Here is a 14,969-nt window from a genome sequence, read left to right as displayed (position 1 = left end):
GATTCATTAGATGATGAAAATCGGATCGCCCGTCTGGACATGTGAGGCGTAGTTTGGTGAGAGTGCTTTTCGGTTCGTGACAATCACAGGTGTCGTCAACGCACGACCTGATTGCTTGATCGCGTCGATATCGAATTCGATCAGCAGTTGTCCTTTTTCGACAAATTCACCTTGTGTGACGTGTGCTTTGAAATGCTTCCCTTCTAGTTGAACGGTATCCATACCGATATGGATCAGGATTTCAGCCCCTGATTCCGTTGTGATCCCGATGGCATGATGTGTCGGGAAGAGGGCAGACACGGTACCGGAAACCGGGGCGATCAGTTTCCCTTCCGTCGGTTCGATGGCAACACCTTGACCGAGTGAACCAGATGAGAAGGCGACATCCGAGATATCTTTCAAACGGACGACAGTTCCTTGAAGCGGGCTAACGACTTGTTCCTGACTGACAGTTGTCGCAGATACTTCTTTGGCGACCGGTGTAACTTCTGATTGTGGTGTCGCGGTTGCTGCTTGATTGACACCGCCAAAGAGGTAAGTCAAGACGAACCCGACGATGAAAGCAACGGCCGTTCCGATGAGTGAACCATAAAAACCAGTTGTGATGCCTTCAGGCGAGATGGTGGACGGATAGCCGAAGACACCGAGCCCCCCGATGATATAAGTTTGTGTACCCATGACACCCATGATTCCACCACCGACAGCACCACCGATACAGCTCATGATGAACGGTTTTTTGAGGGGGAGCGTCACCCCATAAATAGCGGGCTCGGTCACACCGAAGATACCTGAAATGAAGGACGGAATTGTGAGCGTTTTAATCTTTTGATTTTTAATTTTGAAGAAGACTGCGAGCACGGCACCGATTTGTGCGAACGATGCTGCAAACACAAGTGCGAGAATCGGGTCAGCCCCGAGTGACGTCAAGTTGTTGATGGCGACCGGGACAAGCCCCCAATGAAGACCGAAGATGACGAACACTTGCCAAAATCCACCGAGGAATAGGCCGGCGACGAGCGGGCTCAAGTTATATACAGCGACCGTGGCGCTACCAAGAAGCATCCCTGCCCAAGTCGCGATTGGTCCAATCAAGATGAATGTGAGTGGTACGACAATCAACAAAGTGAGTAGTGGAACGATGAACATTTTGATGACGTCTGGAATGACAGTCTTCAAGAACTTCTCAAGTTTTGCTGCAAAGAATGCCGCGATAATAATTGGAATGACGGAAGTCGAGTACGTCATCAAGATGACAGGAACACCGAGGAACGTGATATGAATCGGTGACTCGAACATGGTTCCGGCAAAGACCGTATAGAGAGGGTCTCCAGCCGTCAGCGTCGATAAGGTCGGATAGACGAGTGACGCCCCGATGGCCATCCCGATAAACGGACTTCCTCCGAATTTCTTAATGGCCGTATAGCCAAGGAAAATCGGGAAGAAGTAGAACAGCGAATCCCCGATGGCATTCAACAATTGATACGTACCTGACGTATTGTCGAGCCAACCGAGTGCGACGAACAGGGCGTTGAATCCTTTGATCATCCCGGTCGCTGCTAAGACGCCGAGCACAGGAGTGAAGATGCTAGAGATGATATCGATAAAACGGCTGAACAACGATCCCTTTGGAGCGTTCTCTTCTTCAATTGGAGACTGTTGTTGGAATCCGCCGACCTCGACGACGGCTTTATACACTTCTGGTACATGATTCCCGATGACTACTTGGTATTGACCACCGCTCTTCATGACCGTGACGACCCCATCCATGTTTTTGATGGTTTCGGTATCTGCTTTTTGTTCATCCTTTAATTTGAAACGCAAACGGGTGATACAGTGGACGACGCTATTGACGTTCTCTTTCCCGCCAACATGTTGAATAATATCGCGTGCGAGCTGTTCATATTTCATGTCCGTTCCCTTCCTTTTCCCATAATTTTGGTTTGCGTCAAATAAAAAACCTGACCCGTGTCAAACGAAGAACGTGAAATCACGTCATTCATCCGACTCGAGTCAGGTTATGCCCACTAAAGGTAACATTCCTGCGCAGGATACCGTTCAGTTGTTATTTGATAATTGAAATGTAGCATGCAGCAATTCAAAATGTCAACGCTTACATTTTACTTTTTTTGTTTTTCGACTCTCCCTACAACGTAAAAGAAGAAAGCGGAACGGCATCATGACATGATGTTGCGAAAAAATGATAAATCCTTCTTTTCAATTATCAAGATGAAGGGGGTAAGAAGGTACTACAGTTAACCTGCGCCTGATTTCGGTCATTTAATCTGTCTGTAGGGAGGAAACCAACATGAAGGAACAAACGACGATCGTGGGCGATCTCGTGGAAGTTCTCAAGAAAAGTAAGAAATGGATGTTCGTGAGTATGGTTCTCGTCGGACTCTTAGCTTACTATTTGAGCACTTCATTCATCCAGCCGAAATATGAGGCGTCCACACAAGTGCTACTCGTTACACAACAAGAAGACAACCGCGTAGACAGTTCGGAAGTGTTATCCTCGCTCTCACTCGTCAATACGTATCGCGTCATCATGAAGAGCCCGGCTGTTCTTGAGAAAGTCAAAGAACAGGTGCCGAGCGCACCAGACCCGCTCTCGGATGCACTCACCGTAGAAAGTGAAGAGGAATCGCAAGTCATCAATGTGTTCGTCACCGCGAACGACCCGGTCGTGGCAGCGGAAACGGCCAATGTGATCAGTGAAGTGTTCGTTTCTGAAATTCCGGATCTGATGAACATCGACAACGTTCGAATTTTATCTCCAGCCGAAATTCCGGAAGCGCCTGTCTCACCGAACGTACTGCTCAACACGGCAATCGGTCTTTTCGCCGGATTCTTGTTAGGTGGATTCATCGGTCTATTACGCCACGTCTTTGATAAACGCATCCGGAATGAGCAAGAAGCGGAACGGTTGCTGGATTTGCCAGTCATCGGATCGATTCCGACAATCGAACGCCGGGATTTGAAAACGAAAAATGTGAAAGAAGCGACACCCCAAGTGAAAGGAGACGTTTCGCATGTTCGGTCGAAAAAAGAACGCCAATCGTCTTGATTATAAAAAACGGGATCTCGTCACGTTGGCGAATCCGAAGTCACCGATTTCTGAACAATATCGGACAATTCGGACCAATCTGGAGTTCACGTCCGTCGGCCATAAGTTACAGATGATCACGATCACTTCCGCTTCGTCCGGGGAAGGGAAGTCGACCACGGCGGCAAACCTAGGGGTCGTCTATGCGCAACTCGGAAAAAATGTCGTCATCATCGATTGTGATATGCGCAAACCGACGGCACACCAAACGTTTCAGATGTCAGCACATGCGGGATTGTCTACCGTATTGGCCGGTCGCGTCACGCTCGAACATGCGCTCCAAAAAACGGATATTCCGCGTCTGACCTTGCTGGCGGCCGGTCCGATTCCACCGAATCCGACCGAACTGATCGCCTCGTCACGCATGACGGACCTCCTGAGTGATTTGCGTGAACAGTTTGATATCGTGATTGTCGACACACCTCCGATGATGCACGTCGCCGATGCTCGACTGTTGGCCAACGTATCCGATGGGACGATTCTCGTGATCGGTTGCGAGAACTCAGATCGTCAGCTCGTCCTGAAGGCGAAAGAACAACTTGAACGGACCGGGTCACAACTTCTCGGCCTCGTCCTCAACAAACGTTCTTCTCGTGATAACAACACCTACTACGCATACGAGTGAGGTCTCGGACATGAATATTCTACACATCAATGCCATCAACGAAGTGAAAAGCACCGGTCGGATGTGTAAAGAGCTCGCATCCGTTCATGCCTCTTACGGACACAACGTCCGAATCGCCCATGCGACCGGACCGGTGACCGAGACGAGTGTGGTAGTCGGACAGGCGTGGGAAACGAAGCGACATGCGCTCCACGCCCGCGTGACGGGGCGCCAAGGGTACACGTCTAAACGGTCGACCGCTGACTTGATTGCCTTCATGGACAGCTTTCGGCCGGACGTGGTTCATCTTCATAATCTTCACGCCAATTACCTTCATCTTCAGACGTTGTTTGAGTATTTGGCGAAGCAGGACATCGCCACCGTCATGACGCTTCACGACTGCTGGCTATTCACCGGGAAATGTACCCACTATACGGCGGTCGGATGTACGCGCTGGAAGGATGGATGTGGACAATGCCCGCTCTTAAAAGAAGACATCCCGAGCTGGTTTTTAGACCGGACCGGCGAGATGTTGGCGGACAAGCGCCAATGGTACGACGCCATTCCACGCTTGGCAGTAGTGGGAGTGTCGGATTGGATCACGATGGAAGCCCACTTCTCGATTCTGCAACACGCCTCCATCATTCGTCGCATCTACAACTGGGTCGATTTGGAGACGTTCACACCGAAAGAGGTAGCCCCACTTCGGGCACGCCTCGGGTTGACGGGACAACACATTCTTCTCGGTGTGGCGAGCCATTGGACGGAGGCGAAAGGATTGTCTGCCTTCATGGAGTTGGCCACGGCCAGACCGTCCGACCAAATCGTCTTAGTCGGACAGATGCCTGAACAACATGACCTGCCGGCGAATGTGCTTCACGTTCAGGAGACACATGACCCGAGCGAATTGGCTTCTTACTATGCCGCGGCAGACGTCTTGTTGAACCTGTCAGAGGAAGAATCATTTGGAAACGTGACGGCAGAGGCACTCGCCTGTGGCACGCCAGTTCTCGTCCTCAATTCCACGGCCAGTCCGGAACTTGTGACAGAACGGACCGGTGTCGTCGTCGCCACGCGATCGGTCGAAGATGTAATGGACGGACTCGATCGTCTCCATCACGCCTCGATCTCACGAATCGCTTGTGCGAACGAAGCGCGTCAACGGTTCGACTTATTCGACCGGGCGGAGGACTACCTGCACGTGTATGAGGAGCTGCAAACCGAGAAAGTGAGGAACGCTTTATGACACCACTCGTATCCATCATCATCCCCGTCTATAACGGGAGCGATTATTTACGGACATGTATCGACAGCGCCTTAGCCCAGACGCATCCTTCGATTGAAGTGATCGTCGTCAACGACGGCTCGACTGATGACGGGAAAACGGCGGCGATTGCGACAAGTTACGGCAAGAAAATTCGCTACGTGGAAAAGGAAAATGGGGGCGTCTCGAGTGCGTTGAATCGTGGGATTGAAGAAATGAACGGAGACTATTTCTCCTGGCTCAGTCACGATGACGTGTACGAACCGACAAAGATCGAACGACAGCTCGCCGCATTGCACGAGCAACATCTCCCGATGAACCAGACAATCGTCGTCACAGGGACGGCGTTCATTGACGAAAATGGGGAGGCAATCCGACGGGTGCAACGGAAAGTGAGCGGATTCTATTCGAGTCAGGACATGTTCCGTCACTTGCTGTTGTCCTCGACTTTGAACGGATGCGCGCTCTTGATTCCGCGACGAGCGTTCGAACATCGGCGTTTTTCGTTAGAGGACCGCTTCATTCAAGACTGGATCTGCTGGGTCGAGTTGGCGCTCGATGGGTTCGACTTTTACGTGATGCGTGAGCCGCTCGTCTATTCACGGATTCACGGCGAGCAACAGACGAAAAAAATCGCATATCGAGCCACGATGGAATCGAATCGCTATCTGAAGCGGCTACTCCAGGACGTCGAGGTGCGTGATAACGGAGAGGAATTGACCGCCATCATTCTGAAGCACACGTTTAAAGAAAATGCGGCGGACGTACGGGAACAGTACTTAACGACACATGATGTGAATCGTTACTTTGGACCGCTGGAATATCGGTGGCTTCGCTGGAACGGTATCCTGTTTTCAAACCTGCTGTCTCTATATCGAGGGATGACCAATCTGATTTATCGTTAGAAAGGAGGGGTTGAGATGACGATCTATTTAGTCAATATGGCGCTGTTGGTCGGTTGGGGACTGTTGTTGATCCGTCACGAGATTCCGAGTCGCCGTGCTTGGTTCGTATCTTTCGCCACGATTCAATGGATCGTCTTGTCAGGCTTCCGAGACGTCACCGTCGGGGCAGATACCGCGCAGTACAAGGCACTCTTCCTTCAGTCGCAAACGTTACCGCTCGGTGCGTTCACCGACCGCTTCTTTGAAATCGTCTTCACTGAGAGCGAGGACCCGGGTTTCTACCTGTTCCAACGTCTCATCCAGTATGTGATTACGGACTATCAAGTGTATCTCGTGCTCATCGCGATGATTTTCATGATCCCACTCGGCTATTTCATCTACAAATACTCGAGCGAACCGCTCATCAGTTTCCTGCTCTTTTCGGTCCTCTTCTACGAATTCTTCGCCGTCACCGGCTTACGCCAAACGGTGGCGACCGCGCTCGTCGTGCTCGTCGGATACCATTTCGTGCGGGCGCGGAAGTTGGGCTGGTTCCTTCTGCTCGTATGCATCGCCATGACGATTCATAAATCCTCGCTCATCTTCGTCCCGTTCTACTTTTTAGCGAACAAGCAACTGACCAAAGCGTATTTGATGACCATGTTCGGGGTCGTCATCGGATTGTTCGTCTTCCGGAATTCGTTCTTCGATCTGCTCGTTCAAGTGTCTGGCTATGAAACCTACAGCGCCATGGAAGGGGCCGGGGCGGTCAACTTCAGTCTGATGTTGCTCTCTGTTCTCTTCATGGCACTATGGCGAAAAGATCAAATTTTAGCGAACAATCCATCCGCCATCCATTTCTTCAATGCGTTGTTACTCGCCGCCTGTCTCTTGCCGTTGACATTCTTAAACCCGTCCATGATGCGGCTCGTCCAATACTTTTCACTCTTCCTATTGTTGATGATTCCAGAGATTGTCGGCACGTTCGAGCGGCGGGAACGACTCGTCGTCTATTACTCGGCAGTTATGTTGCTCGGTCTCTTGTTTATTCGCGAAGCGCCGGTGTATTCGTTCTTTTGGTAAAACGAGGAGGTGAAGCATATGTCGACACGCATGACGCTAGACGAGGCAGCCAGTAACCGCAAAATCAAGATTGGAGCGGTCATGTCCTACACACAGATCTTTTTCGGCATCTTATCCGGTCTCATCTATACGCCGTGGATGATTCATGAAATCGGGCAGGCGAGTTACGGGTTGTATATGCTGACCATCTCTCTCATCAGTATGTTCGCGATGGACTTCGGGCTCGATGCGGCCGTCTCACGATTCATGAGCAAGTATATGGCGGAGGGGGACCACGAGCGGGCAGGACGATTTTTAGGCATCGCCTATAAACTGTTCATCGCCATCTCACTCGTCCTCTTCCTCATCCTCACCGTCGTCTACTTCTTCTTGGACTCGATTTACTCGAGTTTGACAGCGACCGAACTCGAACAGTTGAAAGTGCTCTATGTCATCGCGGGACTGTTCATCGTCGTCTCGTTCCCGACGAAGCCATTCTCTGGCATTCTCGTATCCCATGAACAATTCCTCTTCTCGAGTGCCTTACATCTTGCTGAGAAGGTCGGGACGGTCGCTTTGATGGTCACCGCACTTCTTCTCGGCTATGGGTTGTATGCCCTTGTCATCGTTAATGCGCTGGTCGGCACAATCGTCTTACTCGTTGAATACGTCTTCATTCGGCGCAAGACTCTCGTCCGCGCCAACTTTCAGAATCGAGAGAAAGGAATATATCGGGACATCTTTAGTTTCACATCCTGGAGCACGATCACGCTCGTTGCCCAACGCTTCGTGTTGAACATCACCCCGAGCCTGCTAGGGATTCTAGCAGGCAGTGCGTCGATTGCCCTCTTTTCCGTCGGGATGGTCATCGAAGGATACGTCTGGACCATTGCGGCTTCACTCGGCTATTTGTTCCTTCCGAAGGTCAGTCGGATGTTGTCCCGAAACGATCGTGAGGCCATCGGGTACCTCTTCGTCCGCATCGGTCGAATTCAACTGTATATCGTCGGACTCATTCTCGCTTCGTTCTTCATCCTCGGTCGAGAGTTCATGCACCTATGGGTCGGACCAGACTTCACCGACTCCTACGTGATCGCGCTTCTCTTGATTGCACCGAGTGTGATCACGTTGACGCAAGACATCGGCAACACGACACTCATTGCCGAAAACAAGGTGAAGTATCGGGCGTTCGCAGCCCTTATCGTGGCCGCCATCAGTATGACGCTCTCGCCACTGTTGATTCCACACTTTGGTCCGATTGGTGCGGCCATCGCCATTTGCATCGGCAACATCGTCGGTCTCGTCTTCTATATGAACGTGATTTATCATCGGGTCCTCGGTCTCGACATTCTTGGCTTTTTCCGCAAATGCCATCTGAAACTCTTGCCCGGTATTCTCCTGTACACGCTCATCGGCTGGGGAATCCAGTTCTTCTTCCCGTCCTCGAACTGGTTCGGCTTCGGCTTGAAGGGAATCGTGCTCATCAGCATATACGCCATCATCATGTGGGGACTCGCATTTGATGAAACGGAGAAAGCCATGTTCCGCCAAGTGTTCGCTCAATTGAAACTACGCATCCTATCCATTCACCACACATCCTAGGAGGGAACAAGATGAAACGACTCAAGGTCATGACGATTGTTGGTACTAGACCCGAAATCATTCGATTGTCCGCCGTGATGGCACGTCTCGAAGCCTCCGAGGCAATCGATCATGTGCTCGTTCATACGGGACAAAACTATGATTATGAATTGAATCAGATTTTCTTTGAAGACTTTGGCCTGCGGACACCGGATTATGTGTTAGACGCCTCGGCGGATGGTCCGATGGCGACGATCGGCAATATCCTCATCGCCATCAATCCCGTGCTCACATCCGAGCGTCCGGACGCGGTCTTGCTACTCGGGGACACGAACAGCTGTCTCGCAGCCATCGCCGCAAAACGTCATCACATTCCCATCTTCCATATGGAGGCGGGGAATCGCTGTTTTGATGAACGGGTCCCGGAGGAGACGAATCGTCGCATCGTCGACCATATCGCCGACATCAATCTGACCTATAGTGACATCGCACGCGAGTATCTGCTTCGTGAAGGGTTACCGGCGGACCGCATCATCAAGACGGGGAGCCCGATGTACGAGGTGCTCCATCGTCAACGGGAGAAGATCGAGCGGTCAGACGTGCTCGAACGGCTCGACTTGGAGCGAGATGCCTATTTCGTCGTATCGGCCCATCGCGATGAAAACATCAGTGATGACGAGAACTTTTTCGATCTCGTCGACACGCTCAATGCGGTCGCGACCACGTACCAGCTCCCCCTCATCGTCAGCACCCATCCCCGGACGGCAAAACGCATTCGTGAGAGTGGGGTGCGTCTCCATCCAAACATTCGTACCCTCAAGCCGCTCGGCTTCAGTGACTACGTCCACCTGCAACTCCATGCGAAGGCCGTGTTGTCGGACAGCGGTACGATCAGTGAAGAAAGCTCGATTCTTGGAATCAAAGGATTGAATATCCGACAAGCGCATGAGCGTCCGGAGGCGATGGAGGAAGGGGCAGCGATGATGGTCGGATTGAAGCGGGAACGGGTGCTTCAGGCGCTTCGAATCTTAGAAGAGACGGAAGGTCCGATGCGACTCGTGAACGATTATGCCATGCCGAACGTCTCCGATAAAGTGCTCCGCATCTTGCTGTCCTACACGGACTATGTGATGCGAGAAGTGTGGAAGCAACATCCGGTGTCGACCGAGAAGAAAGAGGTGTGAGCCATGGACTATATGACGTTCAAACGAGTTTTTGACGGGACGCTCAGCGGAGTCGCGCTCCTTCTTCTCGCACCGTTTCTGCTCCTCATCGCCCTCTTGATCAAAATCGATTCGAGGGGTCCCGTCTTTTTCAAACAGGAGCGCATCGGGTTACGGGAGACACGTTTTTGGATGTATAAGTTCCGGACGATGCATCAAGACACCCCGAACGATGTCCCGACACATCTGTTTAACGACTCCACGAAACACATCACGCGCGTCGGGGCGTTTCTTCGCAAGACGAGTCTCGATGAATTGCCACAGCTCGTAAACATTTTAAAAGGCGAGATGGCCATCGTCGGACCGAGACCCGCACTGTGGAACCAAGACGACTTGGTCGAGGCCCGTCGACAGGTAGGCGCGACAGAAGCGCTGCCGGGGCTGACCGGATGGGCACAAGTGAAGGGGCGCGATGAGCTTCCGATTGAGATGAAGGCGAAACTCGACGGGGAATACGTTCGCCAGATGAGCTTATGGTTCGATCTGCGCTGTATCGCCTTGACCGTCAGGAACGTTTTGCTCCGGGAAGGAATCGTGGAAGGGGCGCCACCACCGAGCCCGACGTCTGAAGAAAAGAAGATGATGCATGTTGCGAAAAAATGATAACGGTTTCCATTAAGTTACCAATTTAAGTGAGACCAACCGGGTAAATGATGACATACCGCTCTTCCTACATCTGAGACTAGACAGCTACGAAAGGAGCCTTCTTATGTTTTCCAATAAAACATTGCTCATCACGGGTGGGACGGGATCGTTCGGCAATGCCGTGATGGAGCGATTCCTCGATACGAACATCAAAGAGATTCGCATCTTTTCACGGGATGAGAAGAAACAAGAAGACATTCGCAATCGCTATCATCATGACAAGTTAAAATTCTACATTGGCGATGTACGGGACCCGAACAGTGTCAAAAATGCCATGTATGGGGTCGATTACGTTTTCCATGCAGCGGCACTAAAACAAGTTCCCTCGTGTGAGTTTTTCCCAATCGAAGCGGTGAAGACGAATATTCTCGGTACGGAAAATGTCTTGAATGCCGCCATCGAAGCGGGTGTGGAGAAGGTCATCTGTCTTTCGACGGATAAGGCGGCCTACCCAATCAATGCGATGGGAATCTCCAAAGCGATGATGGAAAAAGTTTTCGTCGCCAAGGCCCGTGCGGTCGGACCAGACCGGACGCTCATCTGCGGGACCCGTTACGGGAACGTGATGGCCTCGCGTGGGTCGGTCATCCCATTATTCGTGGAGCAAATCAAAAAAGGGGAGCCGCTCACCGTGACCGATCCGCTCATGACGCGTTTCTTGATGAGCTTGGCCGATGCGGTCGAACTCGTCGTCTTCGCATTCCATCATGCGCATGCCGGTGACATCATGGTCCAAAAATCACCTGCCTCGACAATCGGTGTGCTCGCGGAAGCCGTGAAACAACTGTTCGGGGTCGATCTCCCCATCAAAGTCATCGGGACCCGCCACGGTGAGAAAGCGTTCGAGACGTTGATGACCCGGGAAGAGAAAGTCGTCTCCGAGGACATGGGTGGATTCTTCCGCGTCCCGGCCGACAATCGTGACTTGAACTACGAGAAGTACTTCAGTGAAGGCAGCCAGGAGTTGACTGCTCAAGGCGAGTACAACTCGAACAATACGAGACAGCTCGATGTGGAGGAAGTGAAGGAACTCTTGTTGACGTTACCTTACATCCAGGAAGAACTCGCGAAATGGACGATTCCCGCTTCCGCGAAACGAATCGGGTGAGTGTGATGACCAGAGAACGAATCGTCTTCTTATCCAATATGGCTTCCCCGTATCAAGTGAAATTCGCTGACGCGCTCCATAAATATTTTGATACTGAGTTTTGGTTTTATAGACAAATCACGGATCAACGTCCTGATTGGTGGGTCATCCCACTTGGTAAACGCTGTCGCGTCTTGAGAGGCTCCTATTTCTCGAAAAAGACGAACTATCTGTCACTCGATGTGTTTGTCCAACTCATCCGGTTTCGACCGCATATCTTGCTACTAGCCGGCTTTACCCCGTTTCACGCAATTCTCTTAAAAATTGTCAAACTGTTCGGGGTGCGCGTCGTCGTCATGAGCGAGCCAATCCGAAACGTTCGAGGTGAGACGAGCGGCGAATCGACGTTATTGACAAGAGAAAACGGCTTGCACAAGACCACACGGATTCATCGACTGTTCAAGCGGACCGATTTGATTTTCGGAATGGGAAACGTCGCACGCGATCAATTTATCAAGGAACTAGGCTTCCCTTCCGAACGAGTCGTCTCGGCGCCCTATCCGATTGATATCGAGACGCATATGTCGCACCCATTGCGTCAGAAAGGACCAAATGACCCGATTCATCTGTTGTTTGCCAATCGCTTAATTGAACGTTATCAACCGCTCGTCGCCTTGGAGGCGTATCGAATCTTGAAAGAAGAATATCCGAACCTTTCCATGTCGCTCAATCGCGACGGACACCTCGCAGATGCGTGTCGGCGATATATCGAGGACGAGCAGTTGAAGGACGTCACGTTCCTTGACGAAATCGAGTCGTGGGAAGGATTGAATCTCGTTTACCGGAGTTCGGACATCCTCGTATTACCGGCGACCTATTCGAACGGGAACATCAGCATCATTGAAGCCTGCGCGTCCGGGATGGGGATTGTTGTCAGCCATGACGTCAACAACGTTGAGAGACATCTGCACGAAGGCATTAACTGTTACAAATGCGAACCGACGGTGGCGTCACTCGTGACCGAGCTTAAGCGGTATCTGGAACATCCTGAAAAATTGAAAGCTCACGGACAACAATCGAAAGAACTCGTGACACCGCGACTGAACGCCAGTACTGCTGCCATCTACGCCGATTTACTCCAACCACTTTATCGCAAAGGAGATTCTCACCATGCTGAAGCTGATGTTGCTCGGGGGCGCGATGCATCAAGTTCCCATCATCCAAAAAGCGAAACAACAAGGGATATTCACCGTTCTCTGTGACTATCTACCGGATAATCCAGGTCGACTCGTGGCCGATCGCTATTACTGTACGAGCACGCTTGATCGGGAAGCAGTCCTCGCCATCGCGAGAGAAGAAGGCATCGATGGGATTGTCGCTTATGCCTCCGACCCGGCGGCGCGAACGGCCGCCTATGTCGGAGAAGCGCTCGGTTTAGTGACGAACTCGCTAGAAACGGTCGAAACGTTGACGAATAAAGCGAAGTTTCGAACATTCCTACAGCGACATGGCTTTGCCGTCCCGGAAGCCTTTGCGTTTACCGAACTAGAAATAGCCGTCGAAACGTTACGGAATCGAGCGGGCGAGTACATCATCAAACCGGCCGACGCCTCTGGGAGTAAAGGGGTCAACAAATGGAGTCGGGGGAACGGGATTGAGCAGCTTCGTCGCCATCTTCGAGTGGCATTTACGATGTCATTCAATCAGGAAGTAGTCGTGGAGGAGTTCATTACCCGAGACGGCTATCAATTAGCGGGTGATGGATTTGTCGTCGACGGGGAGTTGGTGTTTCGTTGTTTCGGAAACGGACACTTCAATGTGAACGGAGTCAACCCGTTCGCCCCGATCAGTGCGAGTTTCCCGAGTGTCCATCCGCCTCACGTGCTTGAGCGAGTCCATGAGACGTTGCAACGCATGTTGACTAAAGTCGGCTTCAAGCAAGGCGCGTTCAACTTCGACATCTTCGTCAAAGGAGAAGACGTCTATCTGATGGATATCGGTCCACGGAACGGAGGGAATTACATCCCACAAATCATCGAACAAGCGACAGGCGTCGACTTGGTCCAGGCGACGATTGATGTCGCACTCGGGATACCGGTGACGATCGAGATGAAACCAGTGACCGTACCGTCCGCCTATTTCATCATCGGCAGTCAAGAAACGGGGCGATTCATGGGTGTCCATTTCGATGAGGACGCATATACGATTCGACAAGCGAACATCTATTACAACGTCGGAGATGTGGTACCGCGCTTCGAAGGGGCAAATCAAGCACTCGGTAGTTTGATTCTAGAGTTTGAAGACGTCGAGACGATGCTTCGACTCGTCGAACATCCCGAGCGATGGCTGACCTTACACATCAAGTCGACCGAAGAAACGGAGGGAGAATCATGGACATCGTCGTCACCGGTGCGAACGGTTTTTTAGGCAGACACCTCGTCCACGCCTTGGAGCGGGCTGGGCATCTCGTCCTCCCGATCACCCGTTCGACCTCATCCGTGGAACGAAGCAGCTATCTGCGTCGAGCGGACGCCGTCTATCATGTGGCCGGAGTGAACCGTCCCGAACGAGTCGAAGAATTCACGACGGGAAACGTCGACTTGACCGAGGCGATCGCCACCGAATTGCTGTCCTATAATCCGGTCCCCGTCTTTTTCGCCTCATCGATTCAAGCGACTCAAGACAATCCTTACGGAAACAGTAAACGAGAAGCGGAGGACATTTTGCGGCTGTACGGTCAACGGAGCGGGGCACCGGTTCACATATATCGGCTCCCGAACCTGTTCGGCAAATGGGGGAGACCATTCTATAACAGTGCGGTCACGACGTTTTGTTATCAGATTGCACGAGGAGAGGACATCACGGTCACACATCCCAATCACGTGTTGACGCTCGCCCATGTCGATGACGTCGTCGCATCGTTTGTAGGGGCGTTGCATAAAACAGAAAGCACCGATTCAGATGTCCCGACACACCAGATCACATTATTCGACCTTGCCCGAATGATTGAATCGTTCGAAGCGGTCCGAATGGCTAGAGGGGTACCGGATGTATCGGATCCTTTTACGAAAAAGCTGTACAGCACGTACTTAAGTTACTTGCCGAAAGAACGGATGGTCACGCCTCTCTTGATGCATCAGGACGTGCGGGGATCGTTCACAGAACTGTTCAAGACGCCTGACCGTGGTCAAGTCTCCGTCAACGTGGCCAAACCCGGAATCACAAAAGGGGAGCACTGGCATGAGTCGAAACATGAGCAATTCATCGTCGTTAGCGGTGAGGGCGTGATTCGGCTCCGGTTGATGGACCAAAATCAGATCATCTCGTTCCATGTCAGTGAAGAACAGCTTGAAGTTATCGAGATTCCGCCAGGTTACGTCCATCATATTGAAAACACGGGCGTGAAAGATTTAGTGACGGTGATGTGGGTGAACGAGCCGTTCGACGCGAGTCAACCGGACACCTATCCAGCCACTGTCGCACAGGACGCGGAAGTCTCATAAAGGAGGGATTCAT

The 14,969-nt window shown here is 51.7% G+C and carries 13 protein-coding genes; 12 read left to right on the top strand and 1 reads right to left on the bottom strand.

The window, feature by feature from the left end; all coding sequences use genetic code 11:
• Positions 1-6: 6 nt before the first annotated feature.
• A complete protein-coding gene (locus tag ACFO4U_RS08425) occupies positions 7-1,908 on the bottom strand; it encodes a beta-glucoside-specific PTS transporter subunit IIABC (protein ID WP_214690488.1) in 1,902 nt (633 codons plus the stop codon).
• A 397-nt stretch (positions 1,909-2,305) separates the two neighbouring features.
• On the opposite strand from ACFO4U_RS08425, the gene ACFO4U_RS08420 reads away from it, so the two are divergent.
• The 12 genes from ACFO4U_RS08420 to ACFO4U_RS08365 all read left to right on the top strand — a co-directional run bounded on the left by ACFO4U_RS08420 (position 2,306) and on the right by ACFO4U_RS08365 (position 14,956).
• Entirely contained in the window at positions 2,306-3,064 is a 759-nt protein-coding gene (locus tag ACFO4U_RS08420; protein ID WP_214690489.1) for a YveK family protein, read from the top strand.
• On the top strand, positions 3,030-3,728 hold the full coding sequence (locus tag ACFO4U_RS08415; protein ID WP_074035895.1) for a CpsD/CapB family tyrosine-protein kinase: 699 nt from the start codon (positions 3,030-3,032) through the stop codon (positions 3,726-3,728). The genes ACFO4U_RS08420 and ACFO4U_RS08415 overlap by 35 nt, the downstream gene beginning before the upstream one ends.
• Positions 3,729-3,738: 10 nt before the next feature.
• The gene (locus ACFO4U_RS08410) at positions 3,739-4,953 is read left to right on the top strand and encodes a glycosyltransferase (protein WP_214690490.1); all 1,215 of its coding nucleotides are present in this window, start codon (positions 3,739-3,741) and stop codon (positions 4,951-4,953) included.
• Complete coding sequence (locus ACFO4U_RS08405) at positions 4,950-5,876, top strand: glycosyltransferase family 2 protein (RefSeq protein WP_214690491.1); 927 nt, start codon at positions 4,950-4,952, stop codon at positions 5,874-5,876. Before ACFO4U_RS08410 ends, ACFO4U_RS08405 begins: the two co-directional genes overlap by 4 nt.
• Before the next feature lie 15 nt (positions 5,877-5,891).
• Positions 5,892-6,938, top strand: coding sequence for an EpsG family protein (locus tag ACFO4U_RS08400; RefSeq protein WP_214690492.1), 1,047 nt, complete (start codon positions 5,892-5,894; stop codon positions 6,936-6,938).
• An 18-nt stretch (positions 6,939-6,956) separates the two neighbouring features.
• The gene (locus tag ACFO4U_RS08395; protein ID WP_214690493.1) at positions 6,957-8,519 is read left to right on the top strand and encodes an oligosaccharide flippase family protein; all 1,563 of its coding nucleotides are present in this window, start codon (positions 6,957-6,959) and stop codon (positions 8,517-8,519) included.
• Positions 8,520-8,530: 11 nt separating this feature from the next.
• Positions 8,531-9,682 (top strand): non-hydrolyzing UDP-N-acetylglucosamine 2-epimerase, encoded by a 1,152-nt coding sequence (gene wecB / locus ACFO4U_RS08390; protein WP_215243659.1) that lies wholly within the window; start codon positions 8,531-8,533, stop codon positions 9,680-9,682.
• 3 nt (positions 9,683-9,685) lie between these two features.
• Positions 9,686-10,324: a sugar transferase gene (locus ACFO4U_RS08385; protein ID WP_214690495.1), complete on the top strand. Its 639-nt coding sequence runs from the start codon at positions 9,686-9,688 to the stop codon at positions 10,322-10,324.
• Between the two features lie 106 nt (positions 10,325-10,430).
• Positions 10,431-11,474: a polysaccharide biosynthesis protein gene (locus ACFO4U_RS08380; RefSeq protein WP_159562892.1), complete on the top strand. Its 1,044-nt coding sequence runs from the start codon at positions 10,431-10,433 to the stop codon at positions 11,472-11,474.
• Positions 11,475-11,479: 5 nt separating this feature from the next.
• A complete protein-coding gene (locus tag ACFO4U_RS08375; protein WP_251125262.1) occupies positions 11,480-12,715 on the top strand; it encodes a glycosyltransferase family 4 protein in 1,236 nt (411 codons plus the stop codon).
• Positions 12,624-13,880 carry an ATP-grasp domain-containing protein gene (locus ACFO4U_RS08370; protein WP_251131789.1) on the top strand — a complete coding sequence of 419 codons (1,257 nt, stop codon included), beginning with the start codon at positions 12,624-12,626 and terminating at the stop codon, positions 13,878-13,880. Before ACFO4U_RS08375 ends, ACFO4U_RS08370 begins: the two co-directional genes overlap by 92 nt.
• Positions 13,844-14,956, top strand: a complete 1,113-nt coding sequence (locus ACFO4U_RS08365; protein WP_215243660.1) for a polysaccharide biosynthesis C-terminal domain-containing protein — start codon at positions 13,844-13,846, stop codon at positions 14,954-14,956. Before ACFO4U_RS08370 ends, ACFO4U_RS08365 begins: the two co-directional genes overlap by 37 nt.
• The last annotated feature ends 13 nt before the right edge of the window (positions 14,957-14,969 follow it).

It is taken from the genome of Exiguobacterium profundum, assembly GCF_042652865.1.
GTDB classification, from domain to species: Bacteria; Bacillota; Bacilli; order Exiguobacteriales; family Exiguobacteriaceae; genus Exiguobacterium; species Exiguobacterium profundum.
This window is presented reverse-complemented; position numbering and strand designations above follow the sequence as displayed.

Coding starts and splice junctions, on each gene's coding strand:
- ACFO4U_RS08425 (WP_214690488.1), bottom strand. CDS start 1,908: ATGAAATATGAACAGCTCGCACGCGATATTATTCAACATGTTGGCGGG.
- ACFO4U_RS08420 (WP_214690489.1), top strand. CDS start 2,306: ATGAAGGAACAAACGACGATCGTGGGCGATCTCGTGGAAGTTCTCAAG.
- ACFO4U_RS08415 (WP_074035895.1), top strand. CDS start 3,030: ATGTTCGGTCGAAAAAAGAACGCCAATCGTCTTGATTATAAAAAACGG.
- ACFO4U_RS08410 (WP_214690490.1), top strand. CDS start 3,739: ATGAATATTCTACACATCAATGCCATCAACGAAGTGAAAAGCACCGGT.
- ACFO4U_RS08405 (WP_214690491.1), top strand. CDS start 4,950: ATGACACCACTCGTATCCATCATCATCCCCGTCTATAACGGGAGCGAT.
- ACFO4U_RS08400 (WP_214690492.1), top strand. CDS start 5,892: ATGACGATCTATTTAGTCAATATGGCGCTGTTGGTCGGTTGGGGACTG.
- ACFO4U_RS08395 (WP_214690493.1), top strand. CDS start 6,957: ATGTCGACACGCATGACGCTAGACGAGGCAGCCAGTAACCGCAAAATC.
- wecB (WP_215243659.1), top strand. CDS start 8,531: ATGAAACGACTCAAGGTCATGACGATTGTTGGTACTAGACCCGAAATC.
- ACFO4U_RS08385 (WP_214690495.1), top strand. CDS start 9,686: ATGGACTATATGACGTTCAAACGAGTTTTTGACGGGACGCTCAGCGGA.
- ACFO4U_RS08380 (WP_159562892.1), top strand. CDS start 10,431: ATGTTTTCCAATAAAACATTGCTCATCACGGGTGGGACGGGATCGTTC.
- ACFO4U_RS08375 (WP_251125262.1), top strand. CDS start 11,480: ATGACCAGAGAACGAATCGTCTTCTTATCCAATATGGCTTCCCCGTAT.
- ACFO4U_RS08370 (WP_251131789.1), top strand. CDS start 12,624: ATGCTGAAGCTGATGTTGCTCGGGGGCGCGATGCATCAAGTTCCCATC.
- ACFO4U_RS08365 (WP_215243660.1), top strand. CDS start 13,844: ATGGACATCGTCGTCACCGGTGCGAACGGTTTTTTAGGCAGACACCTC.